General features: G+C 70.3%; 22 protein-coding genes and 1 tRNA gene. 9 read left to right on the top strand and 14 right to left on the bottom strand.

Annotated elements, in window-relative coordinates:
* Positions 1–6: 6 nt before the first annotated feature.
* Positions 7–1,044, bottom strand: coding sequence for a CapA family protein (locus ABZU76_RS03890; protein ID WP_354864826.1), 1,038 nt, complete (start codon positions 1,042–1,044; stop codon positions 7–9).
* Positions 1,045–1,149: 105 nt separating this feature from the next.
* On the opposite strand from ABZU76_RS03890, the gene ABZU76_RS03885 reads away from it, so the two are divergent.
* From ABZU76_RS03885 to ABZU76_RS03875, 3 genes are all read left to right on the top strand, one after another.
* On the top strand, positions 1,150–3,648 hold the full coding sequence (locus ABZU76_RS03885; protein ID WP_354864824.1) for an endonuclease/exonuclease/phosphatase family protein: 2,499 nt from the start codon (positions 1,150–1,152) through the stop codon (positions 3,646–3,648).
* A 78-nt stretch (positions 3,649–3,726) separates the two neighbouring features.
* The gene (locus tag ABZU76_RS03880; protein ID WP_354864822.1) at positions 3,727–4,329 is read left to right on the top strand and encodes a hypothetical protein; all 603 of its coding nucleotides are present in this window, start codon (positions 3,727–3,729) and stop codon (positions 4,327–4,329) included.
* A 112-nt stretch (positions 4,330–4,441) separates the two neighbouring features.
* On the top strand, positions 4,442–5,551 hold the full coding sequence (locus ABZU76_RS03875; protein WP_354864820.1) for a serine protease: 1,110 nt from the start codon (positions 4,442–4,444) through the stop codon (positions 5,549–5,551).
* A 4-nt stretch (positions 5,552–5,555) separates the two neighbouring features.
* Here ABZU76_RS03875 and ABZU76_RS03870 read toward each other — a convergent pair whose 3' ends face one another.
* The 6 genes from ABZU76_RS03870 to ABZU76_RS03845 form a co-directional block, all read right to left on the bottom strand.
* Complete coding sequence (locus tag ABZU76_RS03870) at positions 5,556–5,924, bottom strand: hypothetical protein (protein WP_354864818.1); 369 nt, start codon at positions 5,922–5,924, stop codon at positions 5,556–5,558.
* Positions 5,921–8,662 (bottom strand): FtsK/SpoIIIE domain-containing protein, encoded by a 2,742-nt coding sequence (locus ABZU76_RS03865; protein ID WP_354864816.1) that lies wholly within the window; start codon positions 8,660–8,662, stop codon positions 5,921–5,923. Before ABZU76_RS03865 ends, ABZU76_RS03870 begins: the two co-directional genes overlap by 4 nt.
* Before the next feature lie 129 nt (positions 8,663–8,791).
* Complete coding sequence (locus tag ABZU76_RS03860) at positions 8,792–9,040, bottom strand: hypothetical protein (protein WP_220244958.1); 249 nt, start codon at positions 9,038–9,040, stop codon at positions 8,792–8,794.
* 4 nt (positions 9,041–9,044) lie between these two features.
* Positions 9,045–9,305 (bottom strand): hypothetical protein, encoded by a 261-nt coding sequence (locus ABZU76_RS03855; protein WP_220244957.1) that lies wholly within the window; start codon positions 9,303–9,305, stop codon positions 9,045–9,047.
* A gap of 588 nt (positions 9,306–9,893) precedes the next feature.
* Positions 9,894–9,978 (bottom strand) — tRNA-Ser (locus tag ABZU76_RS03850).
* A 57-nt stretch (positions 9,979–10,035) separates the two neighbouring features.
* The gene (locus ABZU76_RS03845) at positions 10,036–10,785 is read right to left on the bottom strand and encodes a protein phosphatase 2C domain-containing protein (RefSeq protein ID WP_220244956.1); all 750 of its coding nucleotides are present in this window, start codon (positions 10,783–10,785) and stop codon (positions 10,036–10,038) included.
* A 77-nt stretch (positions 10,786–10,862) separates the two neighbouring features.
* Here ABZU76_RS03845 and ABZU76_RS03840 point away from each other — a divergent pair, with 77 nt between their 5' ends.
* Positions 10,863–12,614, top strand: coding sequence for an N-6 DNA methylase (locus ABZU76_RS03840; RefSeq protein WP_354864813.1), 1,752 nt, complete (start codon positions 10,863–10,865; stop codon positions 12,612–12,614).
* 9 nt (positions 12,615–12,623) lie between these two features.
* The gene (locus ABZU76_RS03835) at positions 12,624–13,508 is read left to right on the top strand and encodes a serine/threonine-protein kinase (RefSeq protein WP_354864811.1); all 885 of its coding nucleotides are present in this window, start codon (positions 12,624–12,626) and stop codon (positions 13,506–13,508) included.
* A 49-nt stretch (positions 13,509–13,557) separates the two neighbouring features.
* On the opposite strand, the gene ABZU76_RS03830 is transcribed toward ABZU76_RS03835, so the two are convergent.
* Positions 13,558–14,064 (bottom strand): hypothetical protein, encoded by a 507-nt coding sequence (locus ABZU76_RS03830; protein WP_354864809.1) that lies wholly within the window; start codon positions 14,062–14,064, stop codon positions 13,558–13,560.
* A gap of 212 nt (positions 14,065–14,276) precedes the next feature.
* Between ABZU76_RS03830 and ABZU76_RS03825 the strand changes: the two genes are divergently transcribed.
* On the top strand, positions 14,277–14,948 hold the full coding sequence (locus ABZU76_RS03825; protein ID WP_354864807.1) for a L,D-transpeptidase: 672 nt from the start codon (positions 14,277–14,279) through the stop codon (positions 14,946–14,948).
* Positions 14,949–15,010: 62 nt separating this feature from the next.
* Here ABZU76_RS03825 and ABZU76_RS03820 read toward each other — a convergent pair whose 3' ends face one another.
* The gene (locus ABZU76_RS03820) at positions 15,011–16,297 is read right to left on the bottom strand and encodes an alpha/beta hydrolase (RefSeq protein ID WP_354864805.1); all 1,287 of its coding nucleotides are present in this window, start codon (positions 16,295–16,297) and stop codon (positions 15,011–15,013) included.
* 247 nt (positions 16,298–16,544) lie between these two features.
* On the opposite strand from ABZU76_RS03820, the gene ABZU76_RS03815 reads away from it, so the two are divergent.
* Together ABZU76_RS03815 and ABZU76_RS03810 are read left to right on the top strand one after the other, a co-directional pair.
* On the top strand, positions 16,545–19,529 hold the full coding sequence (locus ABZU76_RS03815) for a PQQ-dependent sugar dehydrogenase (protein WP_354864803.1): 2,985 nt from the start codon (positions 16,545–16,547) through the stop codon (positions 19,527–19,529).
* 156 nt (positions 19,530–19,685) lie between these two features.
* Positions 19,686–20,132 carry a cupin domain-containing protein gene (locus ABZU76_RS03810; RefSeq protein ID WP_354864801.1) on the top strand — a complete coding sequence of 149 codons (447 nt, stop codon included), beginning with the start codon at positions 19,686–19,688 and terminating at the stop codon, positions 20,130–20,132.
* 73 nt (positions 20,133–20,205) lie between these two features.
* On the opposite strand, the gene ABZU76_RS03805 is transcribed toward ABZU76_RS03810, so the two are convergent.
* Entirely contained in the window at positions 20,206–21,726 is a 1,521-nt protein-coding gene (locus tag ABZU76_RS03805; RefSeq protein WP_354864799.1) for a 3-hydroxyacyl-CoA dehydrogenase, read from the bottom strand.
* Between the two features lie 77 nt (positions 21,727–21,803).
* Positions 21,804–22,502, bottom strand: a complete 699-nt coding sequence (locus ABZU76_RS03800) for a TetR/AcrR family transcriptional regulator (RefSeq protein ID WP_354864797.1) — start codon at positions 22,500–22,502, stop codon at positions 21,804–21,806.
* 126 nt (positions 22,503–22,628) lie between these two features.
* Between ABZU76_RS03800 and ABZU76_RS03795 the strand changes: the two genes are divergently transcribed.
* A complete protein-coding gene (locus tag ABZU76_RS03795) occupies positions 22,629–23,078 on the top strand; it encodes a nitroreductase family deazaflavin-dependent oxidoreductase (RefSeq protein ID WP_220244946.1) in 450 nt (149 codons plus the stop codon).
* Between the two features lies 1 nt (position 23,079).
* Here ABZU76_RS03795 and ABZU76_RS03790 read toward each other — a convergent pair whose 3' ends face one another.
* The 3 genes from ABZU76_RS03790 to ABZU76_RS03780 form a co-directional block, all read right to left on the bottom strand.
* Positions 23,080–23,274: a hypothetical protein gene (locus tag ABZU76_RS03790; protein WP_220244945.1), complete on the bottom strand. Its 195-nt coding sequence runs from the start codon at positions 23,272–23,274 to the stop codon at positions 23,080–23,082.
* A gap of 11 nt (positions 23,275–23,285) precedes the next feature.
* Complete coding sequence (locus tag ABZU76_RS03785; protein ID WP_220244944.1) at positions 23,286–23,948, bottom strand: response regulator transcription factor; 663 nt, start codon at positions 23,946–23,948, stop codon at positions 23,286–23,288.
* 64 nt (positions 23,949–24,012) lie between these two features.
* Positions 24,013–24,909 carry a histidine kinase gene (locus ABZU76_RS03780; RefSeq protein WP_354864793.1) on the bottom strand — a complete coding sequence of 299 codons (897 nt, stop codon included), beginning with the start codon at positions 24,907–24,909 and terminating at the stop codon, positions 24,013–24,015.
* Positions 24,910–26,205: the final 1,296 nt, after the last annotated feature.

Raw genomic sequence — 26,205 nt, 5'->3', positions numbered from 1 at the left:
GCGCCCTCAGCGCTTCGGCGCGAGAAACCCTTCAACGGTGCCGATCCCGGTTCCCACGGCCACCTTTGTGGACCGGCGCGCCGACAGTTCGGCCACGTGCCGCAGCACCTGCGCCGCCGCTTCGCCGGCCAGCGGCACGCACTCGTTGTCCTCGCCGCGGCGCACGGGGATCAGCTCGAGCCGCGGCCGGTCGCCGAGCAGGCACCCGGCGAGCAGCCCGTCGACGTGGCGGCCGCGCATCGCGGGCCAGTCGAACACGAGGTTGCCGAGGCTGTAGAGGATCGGGCGGCCGCGGTAGACCTCGACGGCCTGGATGCTGTGCGGCCCGTGGCCCACCACGAGGTCGGCGCCCGCGTCGATGATCGCGTGGGCGTAGACGATCTGGTACTCGGTGAGCTCGTCGCCCGGCAGTCCCCAGTGCATCGACACGACCACGTGGTCGGCCGCCGCGCGGGCGCGGTGGACGTCGGCGACCAGGCGTTCCAGGTCCGCCGGCACCGGGGTGGTGTGGACGATCGGTGGCCGGCCCGGCACGTCGAGCACCCGCGGATCCGGCTGGTAAGAGGTGTACGCGCCGGCCACCGCGACGCCTGCCGAATCGGCCTTCGCCTCCTGGCCGACCGGCCAGCACAACGACGTGAACGCGAGGAAGGCGACGCGGCGATCGGCCCGTTCGATCACGGCCGGCGTGTGCGCGGCGGTGAGGTTCGCACCACCGCCGCAGTAGGCGATGCCGGCCTTCTCCAGAACCGACAGGCTGGCGAGCATGGCCGGCGGCGGGTACGTCACGTTGTTGGCCACCGACACCACGTCGATGCCGACCGCGGTGAGCGCCTCGACCATTTCCGGCGCGGAATGGCGCCAATTCGACTTGTGCGGGATGTCCAGACCGCCGTGGTCACCCATCGATCCCGACAGCGGACCCTCGAGGTTGACAAACCGCACGTCGGCCCCGCTCAGCAACGGAGCCAACGCCCGGAATGCCGTTTTCGGCTCGCTTCGGCCCTGCACGTTGACGTCTCCGCCGAGTACGAGAGAGATCACTGTGTCAACCCGTCCCTCGGAGGTAATTCCGCGAACTCGTTACGAATCGTTGCCTCTTAGTCTTCCTACCCTTCGCTTGTTCGGGGGACGATGCGTCGACCGTTCATGCAAAGGGGACTCAGGGTGACCATATCCGGTCGAAGAAAGAGCGTGCTGACCGCCGCTGCCGTCGCGGGCTTGGTGGTGAGCGGCGCTCCCGCCGCACTCGCCACACCCAGCGCGGACGCGGTCGTCGCCGAGGTCTACGGCGGCGGTGGCAACGCCGGCGCCACGCTCACCAACGACTTCGTGGAGCTCGCGAACCACGGTGGCGCGCCGCTCGCGCTCGACGGCTACAGCGTGCAGTACCTGCCGGCCACGGCCAGTGCGTCGAGCACGTGGCAGGTCACGAAGCTCGCCGGCTCGGTCGCCGCGGGCGGCCGTTACCTCGTCCAGGAGTCGAAGGGCACCGGCGGCACCGTCGCGCTGCCCGCCCCGGACGCGACCGGGACCATCGCGATGTCCGGGACCGCCGGCACGATCGCGCTTGTCAACGGCTCCACCGCGCTGACCTGCAAGACCGCCGCCGACTGCGCCGCCGACCCGCAGGTCAAGGACCTCGTCGGCTTCGGTGACGCCGTGGTCCGCGAGGGCACGCCGACCGCCGCCCTGTCGAACACGACCTCGGCCGCGCGCGCCGCGTCGCTCGCCGACACGGACAACAACAGCGCCGACTTCACCGTCGGCGACCCGACCCCCACCAACTCCAAGGGCGAGACGGCCGGCGGCGGCGACACCGGCCCCGTCGACCCGGGCACCCCGGCGAAGATCCACGACATCCAGGGCACCACGCGGATCTCGCCGCTCAAGGACAAGAAGGTCAGCGACGTCACGGGCATCGTGACGGCCGTGCGCACCTTCGGTTCGTCGCGCGGCTTCTGGCTGACCGACCCGAACCCCGACAGCGACCCGCGCACCAGCGAGGGCCTGTTCGTGTTCACCGGCTCGACCACGCCCGCCGTCGCCGTCGGCGACGCGGTGACCGCGGCCGGCACGGTGAAGGAGTTCTACCCGGACGCCCCGGCGACGTCGAACTACCAGTCGCTCACCGAGCTCTCCAGTGCACAGTGGACGGTCGGCACGCACGGGAACCCGTTGCCCGCGCCCACGAAGATCACGCCCGACCAGATCCCGGACGTGCTCGCGCCCAACGCCGGCGGCAACATCGAGGCGCTGCCGCTGGAGCCGGCGAAGTACGCGCTGGACTTCTGGGAGTCGCACGAGAGCGAGATCGTCAGCATCTCCGACGCACGCGTGGTCGGCCCGAGCAACGACTTCGACGAGCTCTACGTGACCACGAAGCTGCAGCAGAACCCGACGCCGCGCGGCGGCACGGTCTACTTGGGCTACGACAAGATCAACACCGGTGTGCTGAAGGTCCAGTCGATCATCCCGTTCGACCAGCAGCCGTTCCCGAAGGTCAACACCGGTGACGTGCTCACCGGGACGACATCGGGCCCGGTGGAGTACAGCAGCTTCGGCGGCTACACGCTCTTCGCGTCGCAGATGGGTCCGGCGAAGGACAACCACCTGCAGAAGGAGGTCACTGCGCGCCAGCGTCCCGGCCAGCTCGCGGTGGCGACGTACAACGTCGAGAACCTCGCGCCGTCCGACCCGGACACGAAGTTCGCGCAGCTCGCGCACGGCATCGTCGACAACCTGGCCGCGCCGGACGTCGTGACCCTGGAGGAGATCCAGGACAACGACGGCGCCACCAACGACGGTGTGGTCGCCGCCGACGTGACGCTCAAGAAGTTCACCGACGCGATCATCGCGGCGGGTGGCCCGCACTACCAGTGGCGCGAGATCGACCCGACCAACGACGAGGACGGCGGCGAGCCGGGCGGCAACATCCGCGTGGGCTTCCTGTTCAACCCGGCGCGAGTGTCCTTCGTGGACCGTCCGGGCGGCAGCGCGCTGTCCTCGGTGGGTGTCGTGAAGGACCACGGCAAGGTGCACCTGACGCAGTCCCCGGGCCGCGTCGACCCGACGAACGACGCGTGGACCGACAGCCGCAAGCCGCTGGCCGGCGAGTTCGTCTTCCAGGGCCGCACGGTGTTCGTGATCGCCAACCACTTCAACTCCAAGGGCGGCGACCAGCCGACGCACGGCCGGTTCCAGCCGCCGGTGCGCAGCTCCGAGGTGCAGCGTCAGAAGCAGGCGACCGTGCTGAAGGGTTTCGTCTCGCAGCTGCTTTCGGCTGACCGCAACGCCAACGTGGTGGTCGCCGGTGACCTGAACGACTACCAGTTCTCGCCGGCGCTGGCCCAGCTGACGTCCGGTGGCCTGAAGGACCTCATCGCGACGTTGCCCGCCGCCGAGCGGTACAGCTACGTGTTCGAGGGCCAGTCGCAGGTGCTGGACCACATCCTGGCCGCGCCGGCCCTTCGCGGCGTGGACTACGACGTGGTTCACATCAACGCCGAGTTCGCCGACCAGGCCAGCGACCACGACCCGCAGATCGTGCGGTTCCGGCCGTCGACGGGGAACAAGCTGGAGGACCTGGCTTACGACCTGCTGGACTATCTGGACCAGTTGTTGGGGCGGACCGCTCCGCGTAAGTAGTTCTTGATCGGCACCGAAGGCCACCATTCTCCGCGAATGGTGGCCTTCGGTGTGTTCGGGGTGGCTAGAATTGGCTCCTTGCAAGCGAACGGGGGCGCGGTGGCAGACGAGGGCGAGGCCAAGAAAACCGGCTGGGGCACGCTCGGGCACCAGTGGATCACCGCGATCGCCGCGCTGGTCACGGCGTTGACCGGGGCCGGGTTCTTCGTCGGGCGGGCCAGTGCGCCGAGCACGCCCGCGCAGCCGGCGCCGGTAACCGCGACCGTCACGGTGACGGCCGGTGCGGCCGGCGGTGCGCCGGTTTCGAACGGCCACGCGCCGCCGCGTTCCTCGCCGAGCAACACACCGGACGCGTACTTCACGGGCCCGGTCACGTTCGGCAGCATCAACCTCGACCTCAACCCGCCCGCGGAAGGCGACGAGAACGACATCGCGGACCACTTCGGCTCCGACCTCTTCACCGCCGGCGAGAGCAGGATGCGCGTCTGGATCGACGACGGCGTGCCCGGTCGCGACGATTGCAGCCGGCTGGCCGCGGCCGACGGCACGAACCAGCTCGACTCGCTGCACGCCGGCAGCATCGTCTGCGGGATCACCGCCAAGGGCCGCCCGTTCCGGCTGACCGTGAGGGTGTCGGCGGCCTCGGACCTGGTGACCGACGCGGTGGTCTGGAACGCGTAGCCGATCGGCGAGCAACCCGTAGCCGAAAGGAGTACGCGGTGATCAGCCCGCCGCATGTTGTCCCGGCAGCGGCGCGGTTCGTACGTTCGGACCAACCGATGAGGAGGTCCGAATGCGCAGGATTTTGACCGTGGGCGCGGCTGTTCTGGTGGCCGGCACGGTGGTGGCGGCGCCCGCCATGGCGGTGTCCGGTGGGGAGCCCGCGGCCGACGGCGCGGCGCCGTGGATGGCGACGGTCGTGTTCAAGGGTGACGAGCCCTTGGTGCAGCGGGAAAGTTGCGGCGGCGCGTTGATCGCGCCGGACCGGGTGGTGACGGCGGCGCACTGCCTCGACCACGTGGACCCCACGCACTTCGAGGTGCACCTCGGGGGTGGGACGCTGTCGACGGATCCCGGGCGGATCGTGCCGATCGAGGGGTGGTCGGTCGACCCGGGGTTTCGGCTGATCCCGTCGCCGAAGGCGCCGGAGGACTACTCGAAGGCCAGTGCCGCCGACGATGTCGCGCTGATCAAGCTGGCGCGTCCGGTGTTCGACATTCCGACGTTGCCGGTGGCCGACAGGGCGCCGAAGCCGGGCACCACTGTGGACGTCTACGGGCACGGGCTCACCAAAACACCGGACCCGAAGGACCCGCTGCCCGCGCTCGGTGACCAGCTCGCGCACGCGCAGCTCAAGGTGATCGACGACCAGGCGTGCGGGCAGTCGTTCGGGAGCCAGGACGTGATCGACGGGCCGTCGGTGCTGTGTACGCAGGCCGCGGCCACGGTCTGTTCCGGCGACAGCGGTGGTCCGCTGGTTCAGGACGGCCGGCTCGTCGGCGTCGTCAGCTTCGCCGGTGAGGTCGCCGGTAAGCAGTGCGGCGAGCCGACCGCCAACGGGTTCGCCGACGCGGCCGCGTTGCGTTCCTTCCTGACGCAGCCGAGGCCGCCGCTGGCGCCGATGACTCAGGCGGACCCCACGATCGCCGGCACCAAAGCCGCAGGCAACACGCTCACCTGTGACGCTCCGAAATGGACCAACGGCACACCGGCCAAGGTGGACTACGCCTGGTACTCCAACAAGGTCGACCCCTCCAACGGCTTCGAGTTCTACATCCCGATCGACGGCGCCACGAACCCCCAGCTCGCAGTCACCCCGGACCTCGCAGCCCACAAGCTGGACTGCGGCGTCACGGCCAGTACCGCGGGCGGCACCGTCGTGCTCTACACCGACGTCATCTGACAGCTCAGCGTTTCGCTCGCCACCCCAGCGCCAGCACCGCCTGCACCAGCTCTTGGTACGACGGCTTCACTTCCTCGAGATACCGGTCCAGGTACTGCGGCCGCGCCGTCGACACCGGCTGCGGGTCATCGGCCGGCTCGAGGAAGGCGAGCCGGGCGACGTTGTGCAGGGCCATCTTCCACCAGCGGGAAGCGCGTTCGGCCGCCTTCTCCTCGCGTTCCTTCGCGGCGGAGACGGCGGCGTGCGCGTCGGCGAGCTGGTGGTCGATCTCGTCGGCGCGGGCGAGCTCCCAGGCGCGCAGGTTGTCGGCGGAGCCGCGGGCCAGGCCGACGATTTCCTTGTAGCGCATGGCCGCGCTGGCGTCATCCGTCATGCTGGGTCTCCCGTCTGCTCGGGGCGCTGGAAGGGGATGATGACTTCGGGGGCGCCGTGCGTGGTGCGGTCGAAGAACAACGCGCGGCCCTGGCGTGGCGACCAGTGCACGACCTGGCCGGCGGCGAACGGGGAGAGCTCGTTGCCCTGCACGTCGAGCGCCGCCCAGGTGCCGATGTCGTCGGTGCCGCCGAAGCCGAGCGTGTCCTTGAGGCGCGCGATGCTGCGCCACCAGCCGATGGTGTGCACGCCGTGGCCCGGGCCGGTCTTGAGCACCGTGCGCAGGTGGTCGAGGCCGCTCTTGAGCTGGCCGGGGGCCTTGGTCTCCAGTGTGGGCAACGCGGCGTCCACTCCGTACAGCAGCAGGATCCGCGACGGGCCGCCGAGTTCTCCGTCCACAATGGAGGCCAGCAAAGCCGTCAGGTCGTCGATCAGATCTGTCACGTGGCCCTCGGCGCGCAGTCGTTCCGTCAGCTCCAGGACGGCCGGCGCGCACGCCTCGATCGGGCAGTACAGCACGAATTCGACCTCGCCGATCTCGTACTGCCGCGCCAGCGACCGCGCGGCGGAGTCCATGATGGACAGTGCCTCCGCCGACGCGCCGCCCAGTACCGCGATATTGCGGCCGGGCGCGCGGGGCAGCTCCACGCCCTGCGCGGCCTCCGTCACATCGATCGACTGGCCCAGCAGCGCGCGCGGGCGCGAGGTCGGCTTGAGCTCCGTGTACGCCGGGAACTGTTCCAGCACTGGGGAGTGCGCGCCGTCGAACAGGCGGGGGCGCGCGAAGCGTCCTGAGTAGAGCTCCCACAGCTTGTGCTGCAGCTCCACGAACACGTTGCGGCTGCTCGCGTCCGGGATGTGCGCCAGCAGGTTGCCGTGCGCCACGCCGGAATCGTGGTTGATCACGGCGTGCCACTTCGGCGCCGACACCGCCGCGTTGTTCGTCTCCGCCAGCACGCGCCGCGCCTTCGGCATCGCGATGCGCAGCGTGCACTGCTCGAACACCGCCGGCTTGCCCCAGAATGCCTCGATGCCCGCGACGTCCTGGCTCGCGAGCACCAGGTGGATTCCCTGCGAACGCCCGCGCCGCGCGATGTCCTCCAGCAGCTGCGTGGCCGTGGCCGTGACCTGGTCGCGACCGGCGAACAGGTACTGGAACTCGTCGATCACGGCGACGATCCGCGGCCAGTGCCCGCCCGGGTCCTGCTCGCGCAGGTCGGCCAGGTTCGTGACCTCGTGTTCCTTGGCGGCGGCCGAACGCCGGCGCAGCTCGTCGGCGAGGAAGCGCAGCAGCGCCAGGCCGAACTCGCGGTCGGTGTTCACGTTGACACCCACGAGCTTCGCGTGCGGCAGCCAGCTCGCGTCCTTGCGGCCGGGCGCGAGGCCCGCGAACGACACGCCTTCCTTGAAGTCCAGCAGGTACAGCGCCAGCTCGTCCGGCGTGTAGCGCGCGGCGAGGCTGCCGAGCAGCGAATACAGGAAGTTCGTCTTACCGGAACCGCTCGGCCCGCCGATCAGGACGTGCGGGCTCGCGTCGCCGATCACGACCTCGACGGCCTCGCCCTCGTAGAACCCGACGGGCGCCCGCAGCTCCCGCGCCGAGCTCTCCTGGCCGAACTCCGTGGGCAGCAGGTCGGCGAACGAGCGCGGCCCGCCTTGCTTGGCGATCAACGCTTCCGCGATCCGCCCGGCCGCCCGGATCACCTGTCCGGAAGGCAACGGCGGATCGAGGTCCACGACGAGGTCGGTGCCGGTCATGCTGCTGATCGCGCGCCGCTCGTCGAGCAGGCTCAGCGATTCGATCGACGCGCTCACGGCCGTGGGTACGTCGATGAGGATGAGGCAGATTCCGGCGGCCAACGCGCCGCTGGCCACGCGCTTGAGGTCGCGCGCGAGCTCGGGTTCCAGCGTCTCGCCGTTGCCGTAGAGCACCGCGATCCGGTACGGCTCCACGCGCTGGTTGCTGGCGCGCCGCAGCTCCCGCAACGACGTGTGCCCGGCCTGCATGCCGGTGGCGTGGATGCGGCGGATGTGGCCGGCCAGCTCGTCGAGGAGGTCTTCCAGCCGCGTCGGGTCGTAGAGCGACAGCGCGCTGGTGCGGCTGATCGGGTAGAGGTCGGGCAGGATCGCGGTGAGCTGCCCGATGTCCCAGAGGTGGATCTTCACGGCGCCGGGCTCGAACGTCGAGAGCACCCGCATCAGCAGGTTCTGCACGATCCCGTCGATCACCGGACGCGTTTTGGGCGCCGAGGTGATCTGCAGGTGCGATTCGTCGAGCAGGGGCACGGCGACGTCGAACGTCCGCGAGATGTCGCGGCCGGCCGCCGTCGCCGAGCCCACGCGCCACAGCCCCGGCGCGGTGATGCCGGGGTTGGTCCCCACCCGGCCGAGCCATTCGCTCGGCGGCCGCCCCGCGGGACCCGGTGCGTTGGCCGTCACCAGGTCCCGCAGGGCGCCCGGGCCCGAACTCCAGTCGGTGTAGAACGCGTTGCGCACGCCGCCGAGCGAAGCGAAAACCTCGTGCGCGGCCGGGTGCCGCGCCCATTCCGTCTGCTGCTCGGCGTCGGCGTGGTTCATGCCGACCCGCACGATTTCCTGTTCGAGAGCGAGCCGCGCCACGTCGGCCTCCGCGGCTTCGCGGGCGCCGGCGGCGGCACCGAGCACGAGCCCGATCTGGTGCCGGACCCGGTCCAGCGCCGTCTGAACGCGGTTGCGCTGCTCGGCGGATTTACTGGCCATCGGTGTCGCTCATACTGTGCCGTTCGGTACTAATCCGGCCACAGTCACGGCCGCATGGCTTGTGTAGCAATGGTCACCTCTTTCAGAGGGGGCGGCCTACTTTTGGCCGGATTAGTACCGAGGTCGTCCCTACAGGCGTGACTGGTATCCGCTCACCAGATCGTCGGCGGCGGCTAGGCGGGTGAGGAGATGGTCGAGTCCCTCGTCGGCCTGGTCCAGTTGCGTCGGCAGCCAAGGATCGGCTTTCGCCTGTGCGTCGACGAGCGCTCTGCGGGCGTCCCCGAGCAGGGACTTGGCCCGCTCGGCGTGGGCGCGCCCGTCGGTGAGGCCCGCCATCGCGGCGGTGAGCAACTGGTGGATCTCGGCGAGTCCCGACATGGAGCTACAACCGGGCCGAGTAGGAGTCGGCCGACGAAATACTGGCCTGGATGGTGCTTTGCATCCCGGTGATTCCGTTCAGCGCTTCGGCCAGCAGACCGTGGGCCTGGTTGACCTCGTGCTGACTGCTGCCCTGCGTCGCCTGGGAAAGCGACAACTGGGCTTCTTCGAGAGATTGCGCTGCCTGCTGCAGGGCGGCGATGCTCGCGGACGCCTTCTCGTTCGCGAGCGCGATGCCAGCGCGGATCTCTTCCACTCCGGGCATGGGGGCGGACTCCTCGGTGCGTCGGGGCTGGAACGACCACGTACAAACTTAGCGTGATCAGGTGTCTTCGGTAAGTGAGGAACTGGGGGAGAATCGACAAGGCCCCGGACGTGGGTGACGTCCGGGGCCTCGCGGGCAGCGGTTGGTGACGGGACCCCCGAACCGTGTTCCAGCCATGGTGACCTGCGGTTTTCGAGGCTCGCGCGCGTGTGGCCGCGCCCAGGTCAGGCCGGTATTCGTGACACCGATGAACCTCTCCGAACTTCTACGATCGAGTCTGCGGAGGAGACTAGCGGGTGCGGTCGAGGTGGGTTTCGGAGGTCCTCGGCTAGCCCCCGGCCTGCGCGGGCGTCGATCAGCAACGCTTCGGCAACGGCCTCCAGGCGGACGGGCATGGGAGAAAACGGGTATATGAAAGGAAATTCGCGTTTTCGGAAGTGGTGTGCCGCTTGGTCCTCTTCGCGGGCCGATCACACGCGGTGAGGAATCGTGGCTACGCAACAAGAGTGGCGCTTCGGCCGGAGCCCGCGAACGACAAAACGCCGGGGAGCTCGTGAAAGCTGCCCGGCGTTTCGCCTGTTATCGCGGCGGAGGATACAGGATTCGAACCTGCGAGGGCGTGAACCCAACACGCTTTCCAAGCGTGCGCCTTAGGCCGCTCGGCCAATCCTCCGTGGAGAAGCGTACCGGATGGGGTGGTGCGGTCCCGCAGGTGGGCCGGGGGTGGCGATCAGGCGGGGACGACGTCGGCGACGACGATGGTGATGTTGTCGGGGCCGCCGCCGTCGTTGGCGAGGGTGATGAGGGCGGGGACGGCTTCGCCGGGGGTGCCGGCGGCCAGGGTCTCGGCGATGGCGGGTTCGCCGGCGCCGGCGGTGAGGCCGTCGGAGCAGAGCAGGAGGCGGTCGTCGGCGAGGGGGGTGAACTCCCAGACGTCCGGGTCGCCCGAGCCGGTGCTCTGCAGCGCCTTCATGAGCAGCGAGCGGCGCGGGTGGTCGATGGCTTCGGCCTGGGAGATACGACCGTCTTCGACGAGGGCCTGGACGAGGGTGTGGTCGCGCGTGATGCGGTGCAGTTCGCCGTCGCGCAGGAGGTAGCCGCGGGAGTCGCCGATGTGGGCGGCGGCGAAGTGGACGCCGTCGAAGAGCAGGGTGGTGAGTGTGGTGCCCATGCCGTGGGTGGCGGGGTCCTGCTCGGCGACCTCGGCGAGGCGCTCGCCGACGCGCCGGACGCCGTCGGCGAGGGTGCTCTGGAGGTCGAGCGAGGTGAGGTCGAGCGAGCGCAGCTCGGAGTCCAGGCTCGCGAGCACGCCGACCGCGGTGGCACTGGCCACTTCCCCGTGCGGCTGACCACCGATACCGTCGGCCACAGCGAGCAGGCGTCCGCTGGCGTAGACGGAGTCCTCGTTGATCGAGCGTCGTCGCCCGGTGTCGGAGCCCGCGGCGTAGCGCAGGGTGAACCGGGTCTGGTTGGTGGCCATGTCACCATGAAACCATTGGTTGACTGAGTTAACAAGCAAAACGCTGGAAACTCCGGTCATCAGCTATCGTGCTGGTCATGGACGACACCGCGACGGTCAGCGCCGCCGACATCGCCCGGCTCGCGGGGGTGCGCCGCGCCGCGGTGAGCAACTGGCGGCGGCGCCACGACGACTTCCCGCGCCCGGTCGGCGGCACCGCGTCCAGCCCGCTGTTCTCGCTGCCCGAGGTGCAGGCCTGGTTGACCAGCCGCGGCCGGCCTGTGGAGCTCGCGCCGATCGACCTGGCGTGGCAACGGCTGCGCGCCCTCGGCGACGACCTCGAGCTGGACACCCGCGTCGCCGACGCCGGTGAGTACCTCGCCCACGCCACCGAACGTCCCACGGACGACCCGGAGCTGCTCGCCCTCCTCACCGAGGTGGCCACGACGAACGGCGCGAGCTGGACGTTCGAGCAGCTCTGCGAACGCTACTTCGACGCCCACGCCCGCCGCGTCTCGCCGACGCCCCCCTCGTACGCGAGCCTGATGGTCCGCCTCGCCGGCGCGAAGGGGACCACCGTGCTCGACCCGGCGTGCGGCTTCGGGTCCCTGCTGATCGCCGCCGACGCCGCCGAGGCCACCCGCGCCCAGGGCCAGGACAGCGACCCCACCACTGCCCGCATCGCCGCCCTGCGCCTGCGTCTCCACGGCGCCGACACCGAAGTCCACGCCGGCGACTCCCTCCGTGAAGACGCCTTCACCGGTCAGCAGGCCGACGTGGTCCTCTGCGACCCGCCGTTCAACGAACGCGCGTGGGGCCACGAAGAGCTCGTCGGCGACCCGCGCTGGGAGTACGGGCTGCCGCCGCGCGGGGAGTCGGAGCTCGCGTGGGTGCAGCACTGCCTCGCGCGCGTGAAACCCGGCGGCACCGTCGCCATCCTCATGCCCGGCGCCGCCGCCGGCCGGCGCAGCGGCAAACGCATCCGCGCCAACCTCCTGCGTGCCGGCGCCCTGCGCGCAGTGCTCACGCTCGCCCCCGGCGCCGACCTCTGGCTCCTGACGAGACCCGAGCCCGGCAGCCGCGCGCCCGCCACCGCGCTGATCGCCGAGACGACCGTCGAGCACGCCGAAGCCCTGTGGCGCGACCACCTCGACAACGGCACCGGCGAGCGCATCATCGACCTCCTCGACGACGACGTCGACCTCACTCCCGCCCAGCGCCGCACCGCCCGCGAAGACCTCGGCGAGGCTTTCCTTGCCGCACAACGGCTTTTCGGCCGCGTCGGCCTCGAGCTCCCGTCGCTGCAGCCGACGGGCGAGGAACCGCCGCACACCACCGTCGGTGAGCTGGTGAAGGCAGGCGCGCTGGAGATCCACCACGCACCCGCGCGGACCGGCGACGGCGACGAACCCGTCCTGACCCCCGACGACGTCCTGGCCGGCCGCGCCCCCACCGGCTACGCGGCCCCAGACGACGCGGCCGTGATCGCGCACGAAGGCGACGTGATCGCGTCCGTCACCGGCGCTGTCAAAGTCCACAGTGGACCACCCGTGCGGCTCGGCCCCGCGCTTTCGCTCTACCGCGTCGATCCCGCCCGCCTCGACGCCGAGTTCCTCGCCGGCTGCCTGCGCGCGGCCGATTTCCCCGTGCACAGCGCCTCGACCCGCATCGACGCGAGGCGCCTCAGAGTGCCGCGCTACCCGCTCGCCGAGCAACGCTCGTACGGCGCCGCCTTCCGCGCCCTCGCCGAGTTCGACCGGGCGTTGCGGGAGACGGCGGAAATCGGCCGTGACCTGGTCCGGCTAGGCTTTGCGGCGCTCGCCGAAGGACGGCTGCGGCCCGGCGCCTGAAGGGAACCCATGCTCATCGCCGATCGCTACGAGGTCGACGAGCTGCCGCTGGGCCGCGGTGGGATGGGCGCGGTGCACCGCGGGCACGACCGGCGGCTCGACCGGCGCGTCGCCATCAAGCTGCTGCGCCTGCCTGGCCGCGATGAAGAGCTCGAAGAACGCTTCGCCCGCGAAGCCCGCATCCTCGCGACGCTCGACCACGCCGGCGTCCCCACGTTGTACGACTTCGGCACCCACGACGACCGGTTGTTCCAGGTCATGCAGTTCGTCGACGGCGTCACGGTCGCCGATCTCCTCGCCGAGCACGGCCCGTTGCCGGTGCCGTGGGCCGCGGCGATCGCGGCGCAGACGGCCGCCGTGCTGGCGGCAGCCCACGCCCGGTCCGTCTGCCACCGCGACCTCAAGCCCGCCAACCTCATGCTGTGCCCCGATGGCAGCGTGAAGGTGATGGACTTCGGCCTCGCCGTGCTGCGTGAAGCCGACGTCGCCCGCTTCACCCGCGCCGGACAGCTGCTGGGTACGCCGTCGTACATGGCGCCGGAGCAGATCCAGCGCGGCCTCGCGGAGCCGAGGAGCGACCTGTACGCGCTGGGCTGCGCGTTGCACGAGATGCTCACCGGTCGCCAGCTCTTCACCGGTCCCACCGCGTACGCCGTGTTCGAGAAGCAGGTGAAGGACGCGCCCGCCGCCGTGCCGGGGGTCCCCGCCGCGCTCAACGCACTGCTCGCGGCGACCCTCGCGAAGGACCCGGCGGACCGCCCGTCCGGCGCCGACGCGTTGTACGCGCGCCTGGGCCCGTTCGTCCGTGATCTGCCGCCGTTGCCGGGTTTCCTGCACGCGTTGCCGAGTCCCGCGAGGATGTACGCCCGCGTGGTGGCGCAGGTCCGGGGATGACGAAACCTCCCGGCCCGGGTGCGGTCGGGAGGATTTCGCGGTGTAGGCGTCAGGCCCGCACCGCCGGCCGGCTCTGCTCGGCCAGCGGCAGGCCGCGCTGCTGGATGCGGTAGTAGGTCAGCGCGTTCTGGACGCCGATGCTCAGGCCCAGCGTCAGCAGGATCGACGCCGAGGTGAGGCCGCTGCCGAAGCCCAGGTAGCCGCCGAGGAAGCCGAAGCCGACGCGAGCGCCGATGGTCGCGAGCCACAGCACGAGGGTCAGCGCCGAACCCTTCTGGAACGTCGTGGTGCCGCGCGCCGTGAGCGTGGTGCTGGCGCTGCGGGCCAGGCCGAGCACGACCAGCACCGCGATGTCCGCGCCGAGCAGCGCGAGTTCGCCGGTGCTCGCCTTCGGCAGCGCCTGGGCCGTGGTGAACACGCCGATGGCGGTGAGCACGAGCGGCATCGTGACCAGCGACTTCCGGCTCAGCAGCGTGCCGCGCAGCTGCTTGTAGACCACGCGGTAGAGGACGAGGGCCGCGATGGCGAGGTAGGCGAGGATGGTCAGCGGGTTCATCGGGGGCTCCTTGGTCGGTGGTGACACCCAGATTCGTCCTTCCGACCTGCCGTTTCGTCGGCTCACGGGCGGGTTCCGGGTGGATCCTCGCGTCCACCCGGGGGTGGAGCCGCGCGAAATCGTGACCTTGGGACCGCAACCACCACCGGGGGACGGTCGTCTATCCCCGTGACAAGTTCGACTGACGAGTTCGACCCTGGGGGTACCGGATCGTGAAGAGGCTTCTGGTGGGGATCGCGGCCGTGGCCAGTGCGTTCGTGCTCGCCGCGTGTTCCGGCGGCGGTGCGTCGCCCGCCAACGTGACCGGAGGCGGCGCGGTGGAGGCCGGTGCCGGCGGTGGCGCGCCGACGACCTCGGTGGCCACGTCGAGCAGCGCGCCCGCGACCACGAGCAGTGCCCCGGCCACCACCAGCTCGCCGGCCACGAGCACGTCGAAGCCCAAGCCGACGAGCACCAAGCCGACCAGCACCAAACCGAAGCCCACCACGACCAAGCCGAAGCCGGCGACGACCACGGCCAACGTGCCGTGCGCCAAGGCCGCCGCCGCGTCGGGCACAGCCGCGTGCGTGGACATCTCGGCGCACAAGGCGTGGCTGCTGCAGGACGGCAAGGTGATCTACGGCCCCGTCTCGATGCTGCCGGGCCGCAAGGGCTACGCGACGCCGACGGGCTCGTTCCGCGTGCTGTCGAAGGAGAAGATGCACTACAGCCGCGAGTTCGACAACGCGCCCATGCCGAACTCGGTCTTCTTCTACCCCGGCGACGCCTTCCACACCGGCAGCCTGAAGACGTACTCCCACGGCTGCGTGCACCTCTCGGCGACGTCGTCGCTCAAGTTCTTCAACACCCTCCACGTCGGCGACGTCGTGCAGGTCGTGCCCTGACGGGTGGGTGAAACGCGAAGTGGGGGCGCCGGTCGAACCGGCGCCCCCACTTCTTTTTGTTCTCACGCAGCCAAGGGCCCGAATACGGCGGGACCGCTCGTGCCGTTCGTCCCGGAGTACGCCTGGCAGCTCGAGCGATACGCGGCCGATTGCGAACCGTCCGTCCCGACGGCCTGGTCCGCCCACGTCCGGATCGTCCGGTACGTGTCCGGCGCGTTGCGCTGCAGGTTGAGATCGTGCCCGGCGGCCGGCGTCACCGCGGCCCGGATGCACGCGGCCGGCGCGAAGTACTGCGCCTCCTCCTTCTGCAGCGCCTGGCTCGAGGCGCAGCGCGCGGCGCCGGGGCCGCAGAAGAACAGGTCCTTCTCACCGTCCACGAGGAACATGGGGATCCGGATCTGCTCGGTGTACGTGGACAGCGGCAGCGACAGCTCCTGCCCGGTGCTGGGGATGGCGCCGAGGGAGAGCTTGTTGTAGCGGTTGATGAACGTCGAGCCCTCGCCGAGCGTCACGGTGTCGCGCAACACGTTCTGGTCGTAATCGATCATTCCTTGATCGACATTGGACAACACGTAGAGGAAGTCCTGATTACGTCCGCCCGCCGGCGGCGTGAAGTCCGTCGGGTCGAGGCCGACGGCGGACGCCGTCTTGGCGTCGATCATCGCCGGGTTGCGCGCGAAGCCGCTGAAGAACCGGACCAGCGGGTCGAGCTGGATGCTCGAGCCCCAGCCGGTGCCGATCACGGCGTCGGCGTCGTTGTAGATCGAGGACTCCAGCCACGACGTCGCCGTGCCGTAGGAGTGCCCGACCAGGATCACGTGCTGGAACGGCGAGCCGCCGATCTTGCCCGCACGCAGCTGTTGCAGCACCTGGTGCGCGACCTCGGCCTGCACGTCGAGCGTGACCAGCGCGCCCGACGGGTGGGCGCTCTTGCCGTAGCCGAGGCGGTCGATGGCGAACACGCCGTAGCCGGCCGCGGTCATCTGCCGGACGAACGAGTAGGTCTCGGGCTGGTAGCCGGAGTCCCAGTACTGGTTGGTGTAGGTGATGCCGTGCAGTGCCAGCATCACCGTCTTCGCGGAGCCGGACGCCGGCAGGCACAGCCGGCCGTGGATGGTCAGCTCGGGCGGCGCCGTGATCGAGCCGACGGGCAGCGGAACCACCTGGTGGTTGAGCACTTCACTCGGCACCGTCGTGTCGACGAAGCTGCAGCCGGGCGAGAGCGGGAGCTGGGAGTTGGAGACGGGGAACGTTTCGGCCGACGCGCTCGGGGCCAGGCCGGTGCCGAGACCGAGGACGGTCAGGGCGGCCAGTGCCGCGTGCGCGAGTTTGAACCGGGAACGCCTCACGATCATCACCTCGTTGTGGGGTCGTGGTGGAGCAGGCGTGAATTTTCTATACTCAACTAACGCTTTGATGGTTATTTGTAGACAAATATCAACCATCCGGGGCGGGCTCAGGTGTTCGAATCTTCACAGCGTTCGCAGGTCCGGGTGATATCCGTCGTCCGGTGCGGGTACTTAACGCGATTCACCCGGATGTGGTAACAACGTCCTCTTCGTGAGCGATAACCGATCACTCACGAAGGGGCATCGAATGGCCTGGAACAAGCTCCGCTCGCTGCTGACGGCCGCCGTGCTGGCCGTGGTGCTGGTCCCGATCACCGCGTCGGTAGCAGTGGCCGACGACGTCGCGCCGACCTTGCCCGCCGGCTTCGTGCTGCGGGACACGCCCACCGGACTCTCGCCCTACGACTTCACCGACTTCGCGTGGCTGCCCGACGACAGCGTGCTGGCGCTGGGCAAGAGCGGTGCCGTCAACTGGGTCCCGGCCGACGGCTCGGGCGCCCCCGTGCGGATCGCGAACTTCCCGGTCGAGACGCAGGGCGACATGGGGCTCACGAGCGTCGCGCTCGCCCCGGACTACGCGACCTCGCACCAGATCTACCTCAACCGCGCCGTGAGCACGGGCGGCGGCCAGTACGTGCTGCGCGCTGCGCGCTTCACCGTGACCCTTGACGGTTCGGGTCACCCCGCCGGGCTCGCCGGCGAGAACGTGATCTTCGAGCTGCCCGGCAGCCAGTACTACATCCACGGCCTCGACACCGTGATCCCCGCACCCGACGGCACGCTCTGGTACTCCGTGGGCGACAACGGCGACGCGGGCAAGACCAACGAGGTCGCTTTCGCGGCGCTGGACCTCGACTCGCCGTCCGGCAAGATCCTGCACATCACGTCGGACGGCAAGGGTGTGCCGAGCAACCCGTACTACGCGGCTTCGGCCCCGGATTCCACGCGCAGCAAGGTGTTCGCGAGCGGCTTCCGCAACCCGTTCCGCTTCACGCTCGACCCGAAGAGCGGCCTGCCCGTGGTGGGCGACGTCGGTTGGTTCCTGTGGGAAGAGATCGACGTGGTGCAGCCCGGCGCGAACCTCGCGTGGCCGTGCTGGGAGGGCAACCACCCGACGCCCGGCTACAGCACCGACGCGCGCTGCGCCCACGTCGTGAACACGCCGCCGCTGTGGGAACACCAGCACGGCACCGGGCCGACGAACGGCAACAGTATCACCGGTGGCGTTGTCTACAATGGAACGACGTACCCGGCCGCGTACCAGGGCGCGTACTTCTTCGGTGACTACGCGGGCCAGAAGCTGTGGACGCTCAAGTACAACGCGCAGGGCGCCCTCACGCAGGCGCCGGTGAACCCGCCGCCGTTCGCGAACATCGGCGGCGTCACACGGATCTCCGCGGCACCCAACGGTGACATCGTGTTCGCCGACCTCAACGGCAGCCGCCTGCGCCGCCTGAGCTACTCGACGAACAACGCGGCGCCGGTCGCGGTGGCGACGTCGTCGACCGATCCCGACACGCGGACGGTTTCCTTCGACGCCAGTGGTTCCTACGACTTCGACGGCGACGCGATCACCTACACCTGGAACTTCGGCGACGGCACCACGGCGACGGGTGTCAAGGCGAGCCACCAGTACGGCGCGGGAGCGTCGTTCACGGCCACGCTCACCGCCCAGGACCCCTTGGGCGCCAAGGGGACCACGACGGTCGCGGTCGCGCCGGGCAACCATTCACCGGACCTGGAACTGTCCACTCCGGACAAGACGTTCGCCGTCGGCGAGCCGGTTTCGCTGACGGCCACGGCCACCGACGAAGAGGACGGCACCCTGCCCGTCACGTGGACGTCGCTGATCCGGCACTGTCCCGACCTCGGCGCGTGTCACGTGCACCCCGACGACGGTGCCACCGGACCGTCGCTCTCCGTGCCGTTCACCGACCACACCGACTCGCGTATGGAGTTCACCGCGACGGTCACCGACAGCGCCGGCGTGAAGGCGAGCAAGACGTACGTCGCCATGCCGCGCCAGCACCGGCTCACGCTCGTGAGCACGCAGCCGGCCGCGCTCAGCATCCCCAGCGAGGGCGGCGTGAGCAGTGCGCTGGTCACCGAGGGCGCGACCTTCGACGTGACGGCGGCACCGCTGGGCAGCGACGGCGCGTCGAAGTTCACCGGCTGGCAGGACGGGCCGGCCACCGCTTCGTGGTCGATCACCGTCGGCGTGAGCGACACCACGCTGACCGCGAACTACGCCACCGCGATCGACCAGCGCTACGCCGCGGAACCCGCGCTGCGCACGCTCGTCGGCGCGGCGACCGGTCCCGAGGTGATCGACGGCCCGGTGCACTACCGCTCGTACGCCAACGCGCGCCTGTACTGGACAGCGGCCACCGGCGTGCGCGAGATCGGTGGTCAGATCCTCGCCGAGTACCTCGCGATCGGCGGGCACCAGGCCTACGGGCCGCCGGTGACCGACGAGACGCTGACCCCTGACGGCGTCGGCCACTTCAACCACCTGCAGGGCACGCCGGGTACGCAGGCGGCGTCGATCTACTGGACGCCTTCGACGGGGGCGCATTCGATCCAGGGCCTGATCCGCGCGAAGTGGGCGGCGCGGGGCTGGGAAAAGACCATGGGCTACCCGATCAACGACGAGGCCGGCACGCCCGACGGAGTGGGCCGCTACAACCACTTCAGCGGCGGCGGCTCGATCTACTACACCGTGGCCACGGGTGCGCACTGGATCAACGGGGCGATCAAGCAGAAGTGGGCCGCGTACGGCTGGGAACGCGTCCTCGGTTATCCGACCACCGACGAATCGGTGACCCCGGACGGCGTCGGCCGGTACAACCACTTCACCGGTGGTGCTTCGATCTATTGGACGCCGTCGACCGGCGCGCACGAGATCGGTGGCGCGATCAAGCAGAAGTGGGCGGCGTACGGCTGGGAGCGCGGCTTCGGCTACCCGACCACGGACGAAACCGCGACGCCGAACGGAGCTGCGCGCTACAACCACTTCACCGGCAACGCGTCGATCTACTGGAGCGCGGCGACGGGCGCGCACAACGTGAAGGGCGAGATCCGCAAGCGCTGGGCCGCGCTCGGGTGGGAGAAGTCGTACCTGGGACTGCCGACATCGGACGAGTACCGCTACGGCACGGGCTATCGCAGCGACTTCCAGGGCGGGTACATCGTATGGACGCCGACTGGCGGCCCGGTGGACCGGCGCTGGTGAGTGGTCGAGGTCACCCACGCCGGGAGCAGCGGCGTGGGTGATCTGTCCATTGTGGCGTTCCGAAGGGTGGGAATTGCCCGCAAAGCCGGGAAGTAAGGAACTTTCAGACAAGGGTTCGTGAGGTAGCTTCGCGGAAGATCACGAGAGAGGTCTTCCATGCGCAAGTTCGCCCTGGCCGCCGTCGCCGGCGTTGCCGCCCTCACCGCGTTGTTCACGCCCGCCGTCGCGTCCGCCACCCCTGGCCGGGGCGTCAGCGCGACCGTCATCGCACAGTGGACGGTCGGCAACACCGACTACGTGCTCCGCAAGATCACGATCGCCCCGGGCAGCCCCGCCAGCCCCGGCACCACCGGCTGGCACAGCCACGAAGGCAACCTCTACGGCAAGGTCCTCTCCGGGACGCTGACCCACTACAAGTCCGACTGTTCCGTCGACGGGGTCTACAACAAGGGCGACAGCATCATGGAACCCGCCGGCGCCGACCACGTCCACGAAGGACGCAACGAAGGCACCACGCCGATGGTGCTGGAAGTCCTCTACGTCCTGCCCCACGGCGCGCCGCTCTCGGACGACGCGCCGAACCCGGGCTGCAGCTTCGACTGACCCGCGCCGGAACCGGGGGTGCCGCGGTCGGGGCGGCACCCCCGGTTCCCGCGGTTCCTGTGGTTCCTGTGGTTCAGAGCAGGTCGGCGGGCCGCGTGCCCTTCGAGGTGAGCGGCAGGCCGAGCGCGACGCGTTCGATCAGCCAGCTGCTCGGCCGGTAGCGCGGGTCCCCTGTGGACTGGTGCAGACCGGTGAGGACGCGCAGCACCTTGTCCGCACCGACGAGGTCGCCCCATTCCAGAGGGCCGCGCGGGTAGCCGAGGCCGAGGCGGACGGCGGTGTCGATGTCGGCCGGGTCGGCGAGGTTCTGGGCTGCGATGTAGCACGCCGTGTTGACGATCGAGGCCAGCAAGCGTTGCGCGACGGGTGCGGGGCCGTCCTGGACGATGGTCACCGGTTGGCCCGTGGCGGCCAAAGCGCCCCAGGCGGCGCGGCCCGCGGCGGGGTCGAGTCCCGGGTGGACGGACAGGGTGAGGCGGCCTTGGTAGCCGCTCAAGGCGTCCACGCCGCAGACGCGCGATGCGGGCAGGCCGGCTCGGGCAGCGGCGTCCAAAGTGGACTCGCCGCGCAAGGCCACCAGCAGCACGGCGTCGGGGTACGCGTCGGCGACGACCTGCACGCCGGCTCCGTTGAGCAGGCGGCCGAGGCGTTCCTCGGCGGTGAACACGGGCTTGTCCGGGGCCGGCGGCGCAGCCGGTTCAGGCGCGACCTCCTGCTTGCCGTCGACGTAGCGGTAGAAGCCCTCGCCGTTCTTGCGCCCGAACAGCCCCGCCGCCACGCGCGGGCGCGTCAGCCACGACGGGCGCAGCCGCGGCTCGGAGTGGAAGCCGCTCCAGATGCTTTCGAGTACGGCGTGGGAGACGTCGAGGCCGGTGAGATCGAGCAGCTCGAACGGCCCGAGCTTGAGCCCCAGCACGTCGCGCGCGATGCGGTCGACGTCCACCGGCTCGGCGACCGACTCGGACAGGATCTGCAGCGCCTCGGTGTTCAGGCCGCGCCCGGCGTGGTTGACCAGGAAACCCGGCGCGTCCTTCGCGAGCACGGGTTCGTGGCCCCAGCGGCGGACCAGTTTCAGCGCCTCTTCGGGCAGCCACTCGACCGTGCGGACGCCGGGGACGACCTCGACCAGCCGCATCAGCGGCACGGGGTTGAAGAAGTGCAGGCCGACGACGCGCGTCGGATCACTCAGGCCCGCGGCGATCTCCGTGACCGACAGCGAGCTCGTGTTGGTGGCGAACACCGTGTCGGGCCGGCAGACCTGCTCGAGCTTGCCGAACAGCACGCGCTTGGCCTCGAGGTCCTCGCGCACGGCCTCGATCACGAGGTCGACGTTCTGGGCCGGCGCGGACGGCGCGTCCACCATCACCAGGCGCTCCTTGGCGGCGCGCCCCTCGTCCTCGGACAGGCGGCCTTTGGAGACCAGCTTGTCGAGCATGCTGTGCACGTGGTCGAGCGCCGAGCGCACCGCGTCGAGGTCGAGGTCGGCCAGCTCGACCGTGACCCCGCCGGTCGCGGCGAGCTGGGCGATGCCGCGCCCCATCACGCCGGTCCCGACCACTCGGACCCTGCTGACCCGCTCGGCCCATCCCGCCACGTCGAACCACCTTCCCCGCGAAGTCGTTACGCGCGAACGTACCGTCTCTCCGCCGTCGATGAACCGTCCTGGGAGGGCTAGTTCACAGCGTCACGGCTGCACAGCCCCACGAAGTCGGCCATCTGTCCGGTGAGGTGCTCGAAGTAGGCGTCGGACGGGTCGACGCTGCCCACGTACTGCCCGAACAGCTCGAAACTGATCGCGCCGAACAGCTGCGTCCACGCGCCGATCAGCCGCGTCACGACCTCGGCCGGCGCGTTCGTGCCCAGGTCCCGGGCGAGCCCCTCGGCCTGCGCGCGCAGCTCGGCGGACATCGGCGCCGTGACGGCCGGCTCGTGCGGATCAGCCTCGAGCAGCACCTTCGCCATCGCCTGCGCCACGCGCGCGGCGGGCACGATCGTGTCCTGCGGCGCCTGGTAGCCGGGGATCGGTGAGCCGTAGATCAGCGCGTACTCGTGCGGGTGCGCCTTGGCCCACGCGCGGGTCGCCTGCCAGACGGCGCGCCAGCGCTCGCGCGGGCCGCCGGTGCCCGGGTCGGCCTTCTCCGCGGCCTCGCCGACGGCGTCGTAGGCGTCGATGATCAGCTCGGTGAGCAGCCGGTCGCGGCTGGGGAAGTAGCGGTAGAGCGCCGAGGACACCATGCCCAGCTCACGCGCGACCGCGCGCAGTGACAACCCGTGCGCGCCGACCTCGGCCAGCTGGCGGCGGGCTTCGTCCTTGATCTCCCGCGTCAGCTCGGCGCGGGCGCGTTCGCGGGCGGTCTTGGTGGCGGTCATGGGGACCAGTGTGCCACTTCGAGAGCGTTGCACAAAATGGAGAGCACTGCTCTTGACGCTGAGCGCGATGTGGTGTTCACTGATCTCAACGGAGAGCAGTGCTCTCGAAAAACTGGAGGTCGTGAGATGAACACCGAGAAGCGCTACATCAAGCCCGCCAAGGCCACCAACTCGTTCAACAACTTCGTGCAGTGGCTGACCAAGCGGGGTGTGAGCGTGGTGGGCAGCCGCGTGCTGATGGTGCGTGGCCGCAAGACCGGCGAGATCCGCGAGGTGCCGGTGAACCTGCTGCCGTTCGAGGGCGGCCGCTACCTGGTCGCGCCGCGCGGCGAGACGCAGTGGGTGCGCAACCTGCGCGTGGCCGGCGAGGGGCAGCTGCGCGTCGGCAAGCGCGTGGAGGGCTTCACCTACCGCGAGCTGACCGACGACGAGAAGCCCGTGCTGCTGCGCGCGTACCTCAAGCGCTGGAAGTTCGAGGTCGGCGTGTTCTTCGACGGTGTGGACGCCAAGGCGCCGGAGGAGAAGCTGCGCGAGATCGCGCCGGGCTATCCCATCTTCGAGCTGATGCCCGCCTGAGTTACTTCTTCGTGGTCCGCCGAGCTGTGGCGGCGACGACCACGACCCCGACGAGGATCGCGACCAGTCCGATCAGGAACCACATCTTCTGACCGGTCATGAAGCTGCCGGTGATGACGCCGGCGCCCTGCAGGACCCAGACGGCCCCCACCAGCACCAGCACCGCGCCGATGGCCAACGTGATCCAGCGTTTCACGACGGTTCCTCCTAGGTGGCCTCTTTCGCGACCAGGTCGTTGCGGTAGGCGTAGACGACGGCGTGCACGCGATCGCGCAGGCCGAGCTTCGCGAGCACGCGCGAGACGTGCGTCTTCACAGTCTCCTCGCCGACGTGAAGCTGGCGTGCGATCTCCGCGTTGCTGCGCGCGTCGGCTATGAGAAGGAGCACCTCGCGTTCGCGGGATGTGAGCCGAGCCAGCTCCGGCGGCTCGGCGGCGCGGGGCTCCAGGCTGGCGGCGAAGCCGGCCACGAGCCGGCGCGTGACGGACGGGTCGATCAACGCGTCACCCCTAGCCGCGACGCGCATGGCGGCCACGAGCTCTTCGGGGGCCAGGCTCTTGAGCAGGAAGCCGCTGGCGCCGGCGCGCAGGGCGCGGTAGACGTACTCGTCGGCGTCGTAGGTGGTCAGGACCAGAACGCGGGTGTCGTTGCCGGGGGTGGCGAGGATGGCCTCGGTGGCGGCGAGGCCGTCGAGGCGGGGCATGCGGACGTCGAGGACCGCGACGTCCGGTTTGAGGCGCTGGGTTTCCGCCACGGCTTCACGTCCGTCGGCCGCTTCGCCGACGCACTCGAAGTCGGGCTGCGTGTCGAGGAGGGCGCGCATGCCGGAGCGGAACATGGCGTGGTCGTCGGCGAGCAACACGCGGATCATGCGACCTCCTGTGTCTTGCGGGACACCCGCATCCGGTCGGCTTGAGCAGGCCGGCGCTGTGTGCTCACGCCACCTCCAGGGGGAAGCCGGCCTTGACCTGCCAAGTGGTGTCTTTTTGTCCGTACGTGACTTCGCCGCCGAAGAGCGTCACGCGCTGGCGGATGCCGGCGAGGCCGCGGTGGGCGCCGTCTCGTGGTGTTGCGGGCCTGCCGGTTTCGTTGGTGACGGTGAGGACGATCTCCGTGCGCCGGTGGTCCAGCTCCAGCTCGACGGGCCCGGTGCCGTGGCGCAACGCGTTCGTGAGCGCTTCCTGCGCGATGCGGTAGAGGGCGACGTCGAGCGAGCCGGGGACTTCTCGCACGTCGCCATGCACTGTGAGGCGCACAGGCAGACCCGCGGCGCGGACGGTGTCGAGCAGCTCGTCGAGGTTGTCCAGCCCGGGCTGCGCGGCTTCGTCGCCGCGCGCGTGCAGCAGATCCAGCAGGCGGCGCAGGTCGGCCATCGCGGAGCGGCTCGCGGACTCGACGGCTCCGAGCGAGGTCCGGACCGGGCTGTCTCCTTCGGCCAGCCCGAGCCGCGCGGCGCCGGCGTGGACGCCGATCGCGCTGACGTGGTGGGAGATCACGTCGTGCAGATCGCGGGCGATGGTCTCGCGCTCCTCAAGGACGGCCCTGCGGACGGCTTCGGCTTCGTGCCTTCGGCGCTCTTCGGCTTCGCGCTCGAGGTCGGCTATGTACGCGCCGCGGGCGGTCGTGTACCGCCCGACGAGCCACGGCAGCACCGCCGAGACGGCCATGCTGATCGCGATGAGCGCCGGGTTCGAGCCCCGGCCACCGCCGAGCAGCTCCCCCGCGCCGACGCCCGCCAGCATCGCCGCCAGCGCCACCACCGCGGGCCCCACCCGCAACCACGCCCCGGCCCGATACCCGGCGACGAGGATGCCCGCGTTGTTGCCGACCACGAATCCGGTGCAGGTGCAGAGGAGCAGCGGGCGGCGACGAACAGTGCGGCGTGACCGGCTGCTACCCAGCCGGAGTATCTGGCCGCTCCGGCCAGGGCTGCGTCCACGATGACCGCGCCGGCGAGGACCACCCAGCCCCGCCAGCCGGCTTCGGGCAGGGGGCCGCGGAGGGTGAAGAGGGAGACGTCGCAGACCAGGCAGACGAGGGCCACCAGCAGGGATTGCCGTGCCAGTGACCCGTTGATGTCGCGCACTCGGCCAACTTACGCATCGGTGGCGGGGTTTTGGTGTGGTTTGGGGAGGGGGTGCGCGTTTGGTGGTGCGGGGGTGGTTGAGGGGGTGGCTGCGCGAGGGGACCGGTGGGGCCGGGTTGGCTGAGTGGTGGGACCAGTCGTGCTCGGGTTGGCTGCGCGAGTGGACCGGTGGAGCCGGGATGGCAGCGCGAGTGGACCGCTCGGGCCGGATTGGGCTGCGCGAGTGGACCGCTGGGGCCGGGCTGATTTCGCGAGTGGACCGGTCGTGCATCTCGGCCGGTGGGACCAGTCGCGCCGAATTTGCTGTGCGAGTGGACCGATAGTGCTGTCTGACGGGCGCGAGTGGACCGGTCACGCCGGTTCCGAGGCGCGAGTGGGCTCTCCACGCCGGGCTGCCGCGCCAGTGAACGGTCCTGCCGGCTCGATGGTGCGGAGAGGACTGATCATGCCGGGATTACCGCTCCACTGGACCCGTCGTGCCGGACCTGCCGCGCCACTGGACCCGTCGTGCCGGACCTGCCGTGCCACTGGACCCGTCGAGCCGGACTTTGCCGTGCGAAGGGACCGGTCGCGCCACTGGACCCGTCGTGCCGGACCTGCCGCGCCACTGGACCCGTCGAGCCGGACTTTGCCGTGCGAAGGGACCGGTCGCGCCGGGTTCATGGTGAGTGGACCGGGCGGGTCAGGTCGGTGACGCGGCTGGACCGGCCGTCGTGTGCTGGCGGGTCGCGACGGGACGGCTGGTGCTGAGCCGGGGGCCCGCGATGGGACCCGTCGTGCCGCTTCGGTGGTGCGAGCGGACTTCTGATGCCGAGCTTGCCGCACGGCGGCCTGTCACGTCGGGCTCGCGAGTGGACCGGTCGCGCCCGGTCGGCGGGGTGAGGGGACCGGTTGGGGCCAAGCCAGCGGCGCGAGTGGAACCGTCGGGTCAGATCCGCGGCCCGAGTGGACCGGTCGCGCAAAAAACGACGACGCCGGCGTCACCTCCCGATGGCGGTCGGGATCGGTGTCCGGGGCGTCTTTTGTTCGGGCGCCGCGTTCT

This window comes from Amycolatopsis sp. NPDC005232, assembly GCF_040607795.1.
Taxonomy (GTDB): Bacteria; Actinomycetota; Actinomycetes; order Mycobacteriales; family Pseudonocardiaceae; genus Amycolatopsis.
Note: the sequence above shows the minus strand (reverse complement) of the source record. Positions and strands in the feature narration are given on the sequence as shown.

Coding starts and splice junctions, on each gene's coding strand:
- ABZU76_RS03885 (WP_354864824.1), top strand. CDS start 1,150: ATGCAAAGGGGACTCAGGGTGACCATATCCGGTCGAAGAAAGAGCGTG.
- ABZU76_RS03875 (WP_354864820.1), top strand. CDS start 4,442: ATGCGCAGGATTTTGACCGTGGGCGCGGCTGTTCTGGTGGCCGGCACG.
- ABZU76_RS03870 (WP_354864818.1), bottom strand. CDS start 5,924: ATGACGGATGACGCCAGCGCGGCCATGCGCTACAAGGAAATCGTCGGC.
- ABZU76_RS03865 (WP_354864816.1), bottom strand. CDS start 8,662: ATGGCCAGTAAATCCGCCGAGCAGCGCAACCGCGTTCAGACGGCGCTG.
- ABZU76_RS03860 (WP_220244958.1), bottom strand. CDS start 9,040: ATGTCGGGACTCGCCGAGATCCACCAGTTGCTCACCGCCGCGATGGCG.
- ABZU76_RS03855 (WP_220244957.1), bottom strand. CDS start 9,305: ATGCCCGGAGTGGAAGAGATCCGCGCTGGCATCGCGCTCGCGAACGAG.
- ABZU76_RS03845 (WP_220244956.1), bottom strand. CDS start 10,785: ATGGCCACCAACCAGACCCGGTTCACCCTGCGCTACGCCGCGGGCTCC.
- ABZU76_RS03840 (WP_354864813.1), top strand. CDS start 10,863: ATGGACGACACCGCGACGGTCAGCGCCGCCGACATCGCCCGGCTCGCG.
- ABZU76_RS03835 (WP_354864811.1), top strand. CDS start 12,624: ATGCTCATCGCCGATCGCTACGAGGTCGACGAGCTGCCGCTGGGCCGC.
- ABZU76_RS03830 (WP_354864809.1), bottom strand. CDS start 14,064: ATGAACCCGCTGACCATCCTCGCCTACCTCGCCATCGCGGCCCTCGTC.
- ABZU76_RS03815 (WP_354864803.1), top strand. CDS start 16,545: ATGGCCTGGAACAAGCTCCGCTCGCTGCTGACGGCCGCCGTGCTGGCC.
- ABZU76_RS03810 (WP_354864801.1), top strand. CDS start 19,686: ATGCGCAAGTTCGCCCTGGCCGCCGTCGCCGGCGTTGCCGCCCTCACC.
- ABZU76_RS03800 (WP_354864797.1), bottom strand. CDS start 22,502: ATGACCGCCACCAAGACCGCCCGCGAACGCGCCCGCGCCGAGCTGACG.
- ABZU76_RS03795 (WP_220244946.1), top strand. CDS start 22,629: ATGAACACCGAGAAGCGCTACATCAAGCCCGCCAAGGCCACCAACTCG.
- ABZU76_RS03785 (WP_220244944.1), bottom strand. CDS start 23,948: ATGATCCGCGTGTTGCTCGCCGACGACCACGCCATGTTCCGCTCCGGC.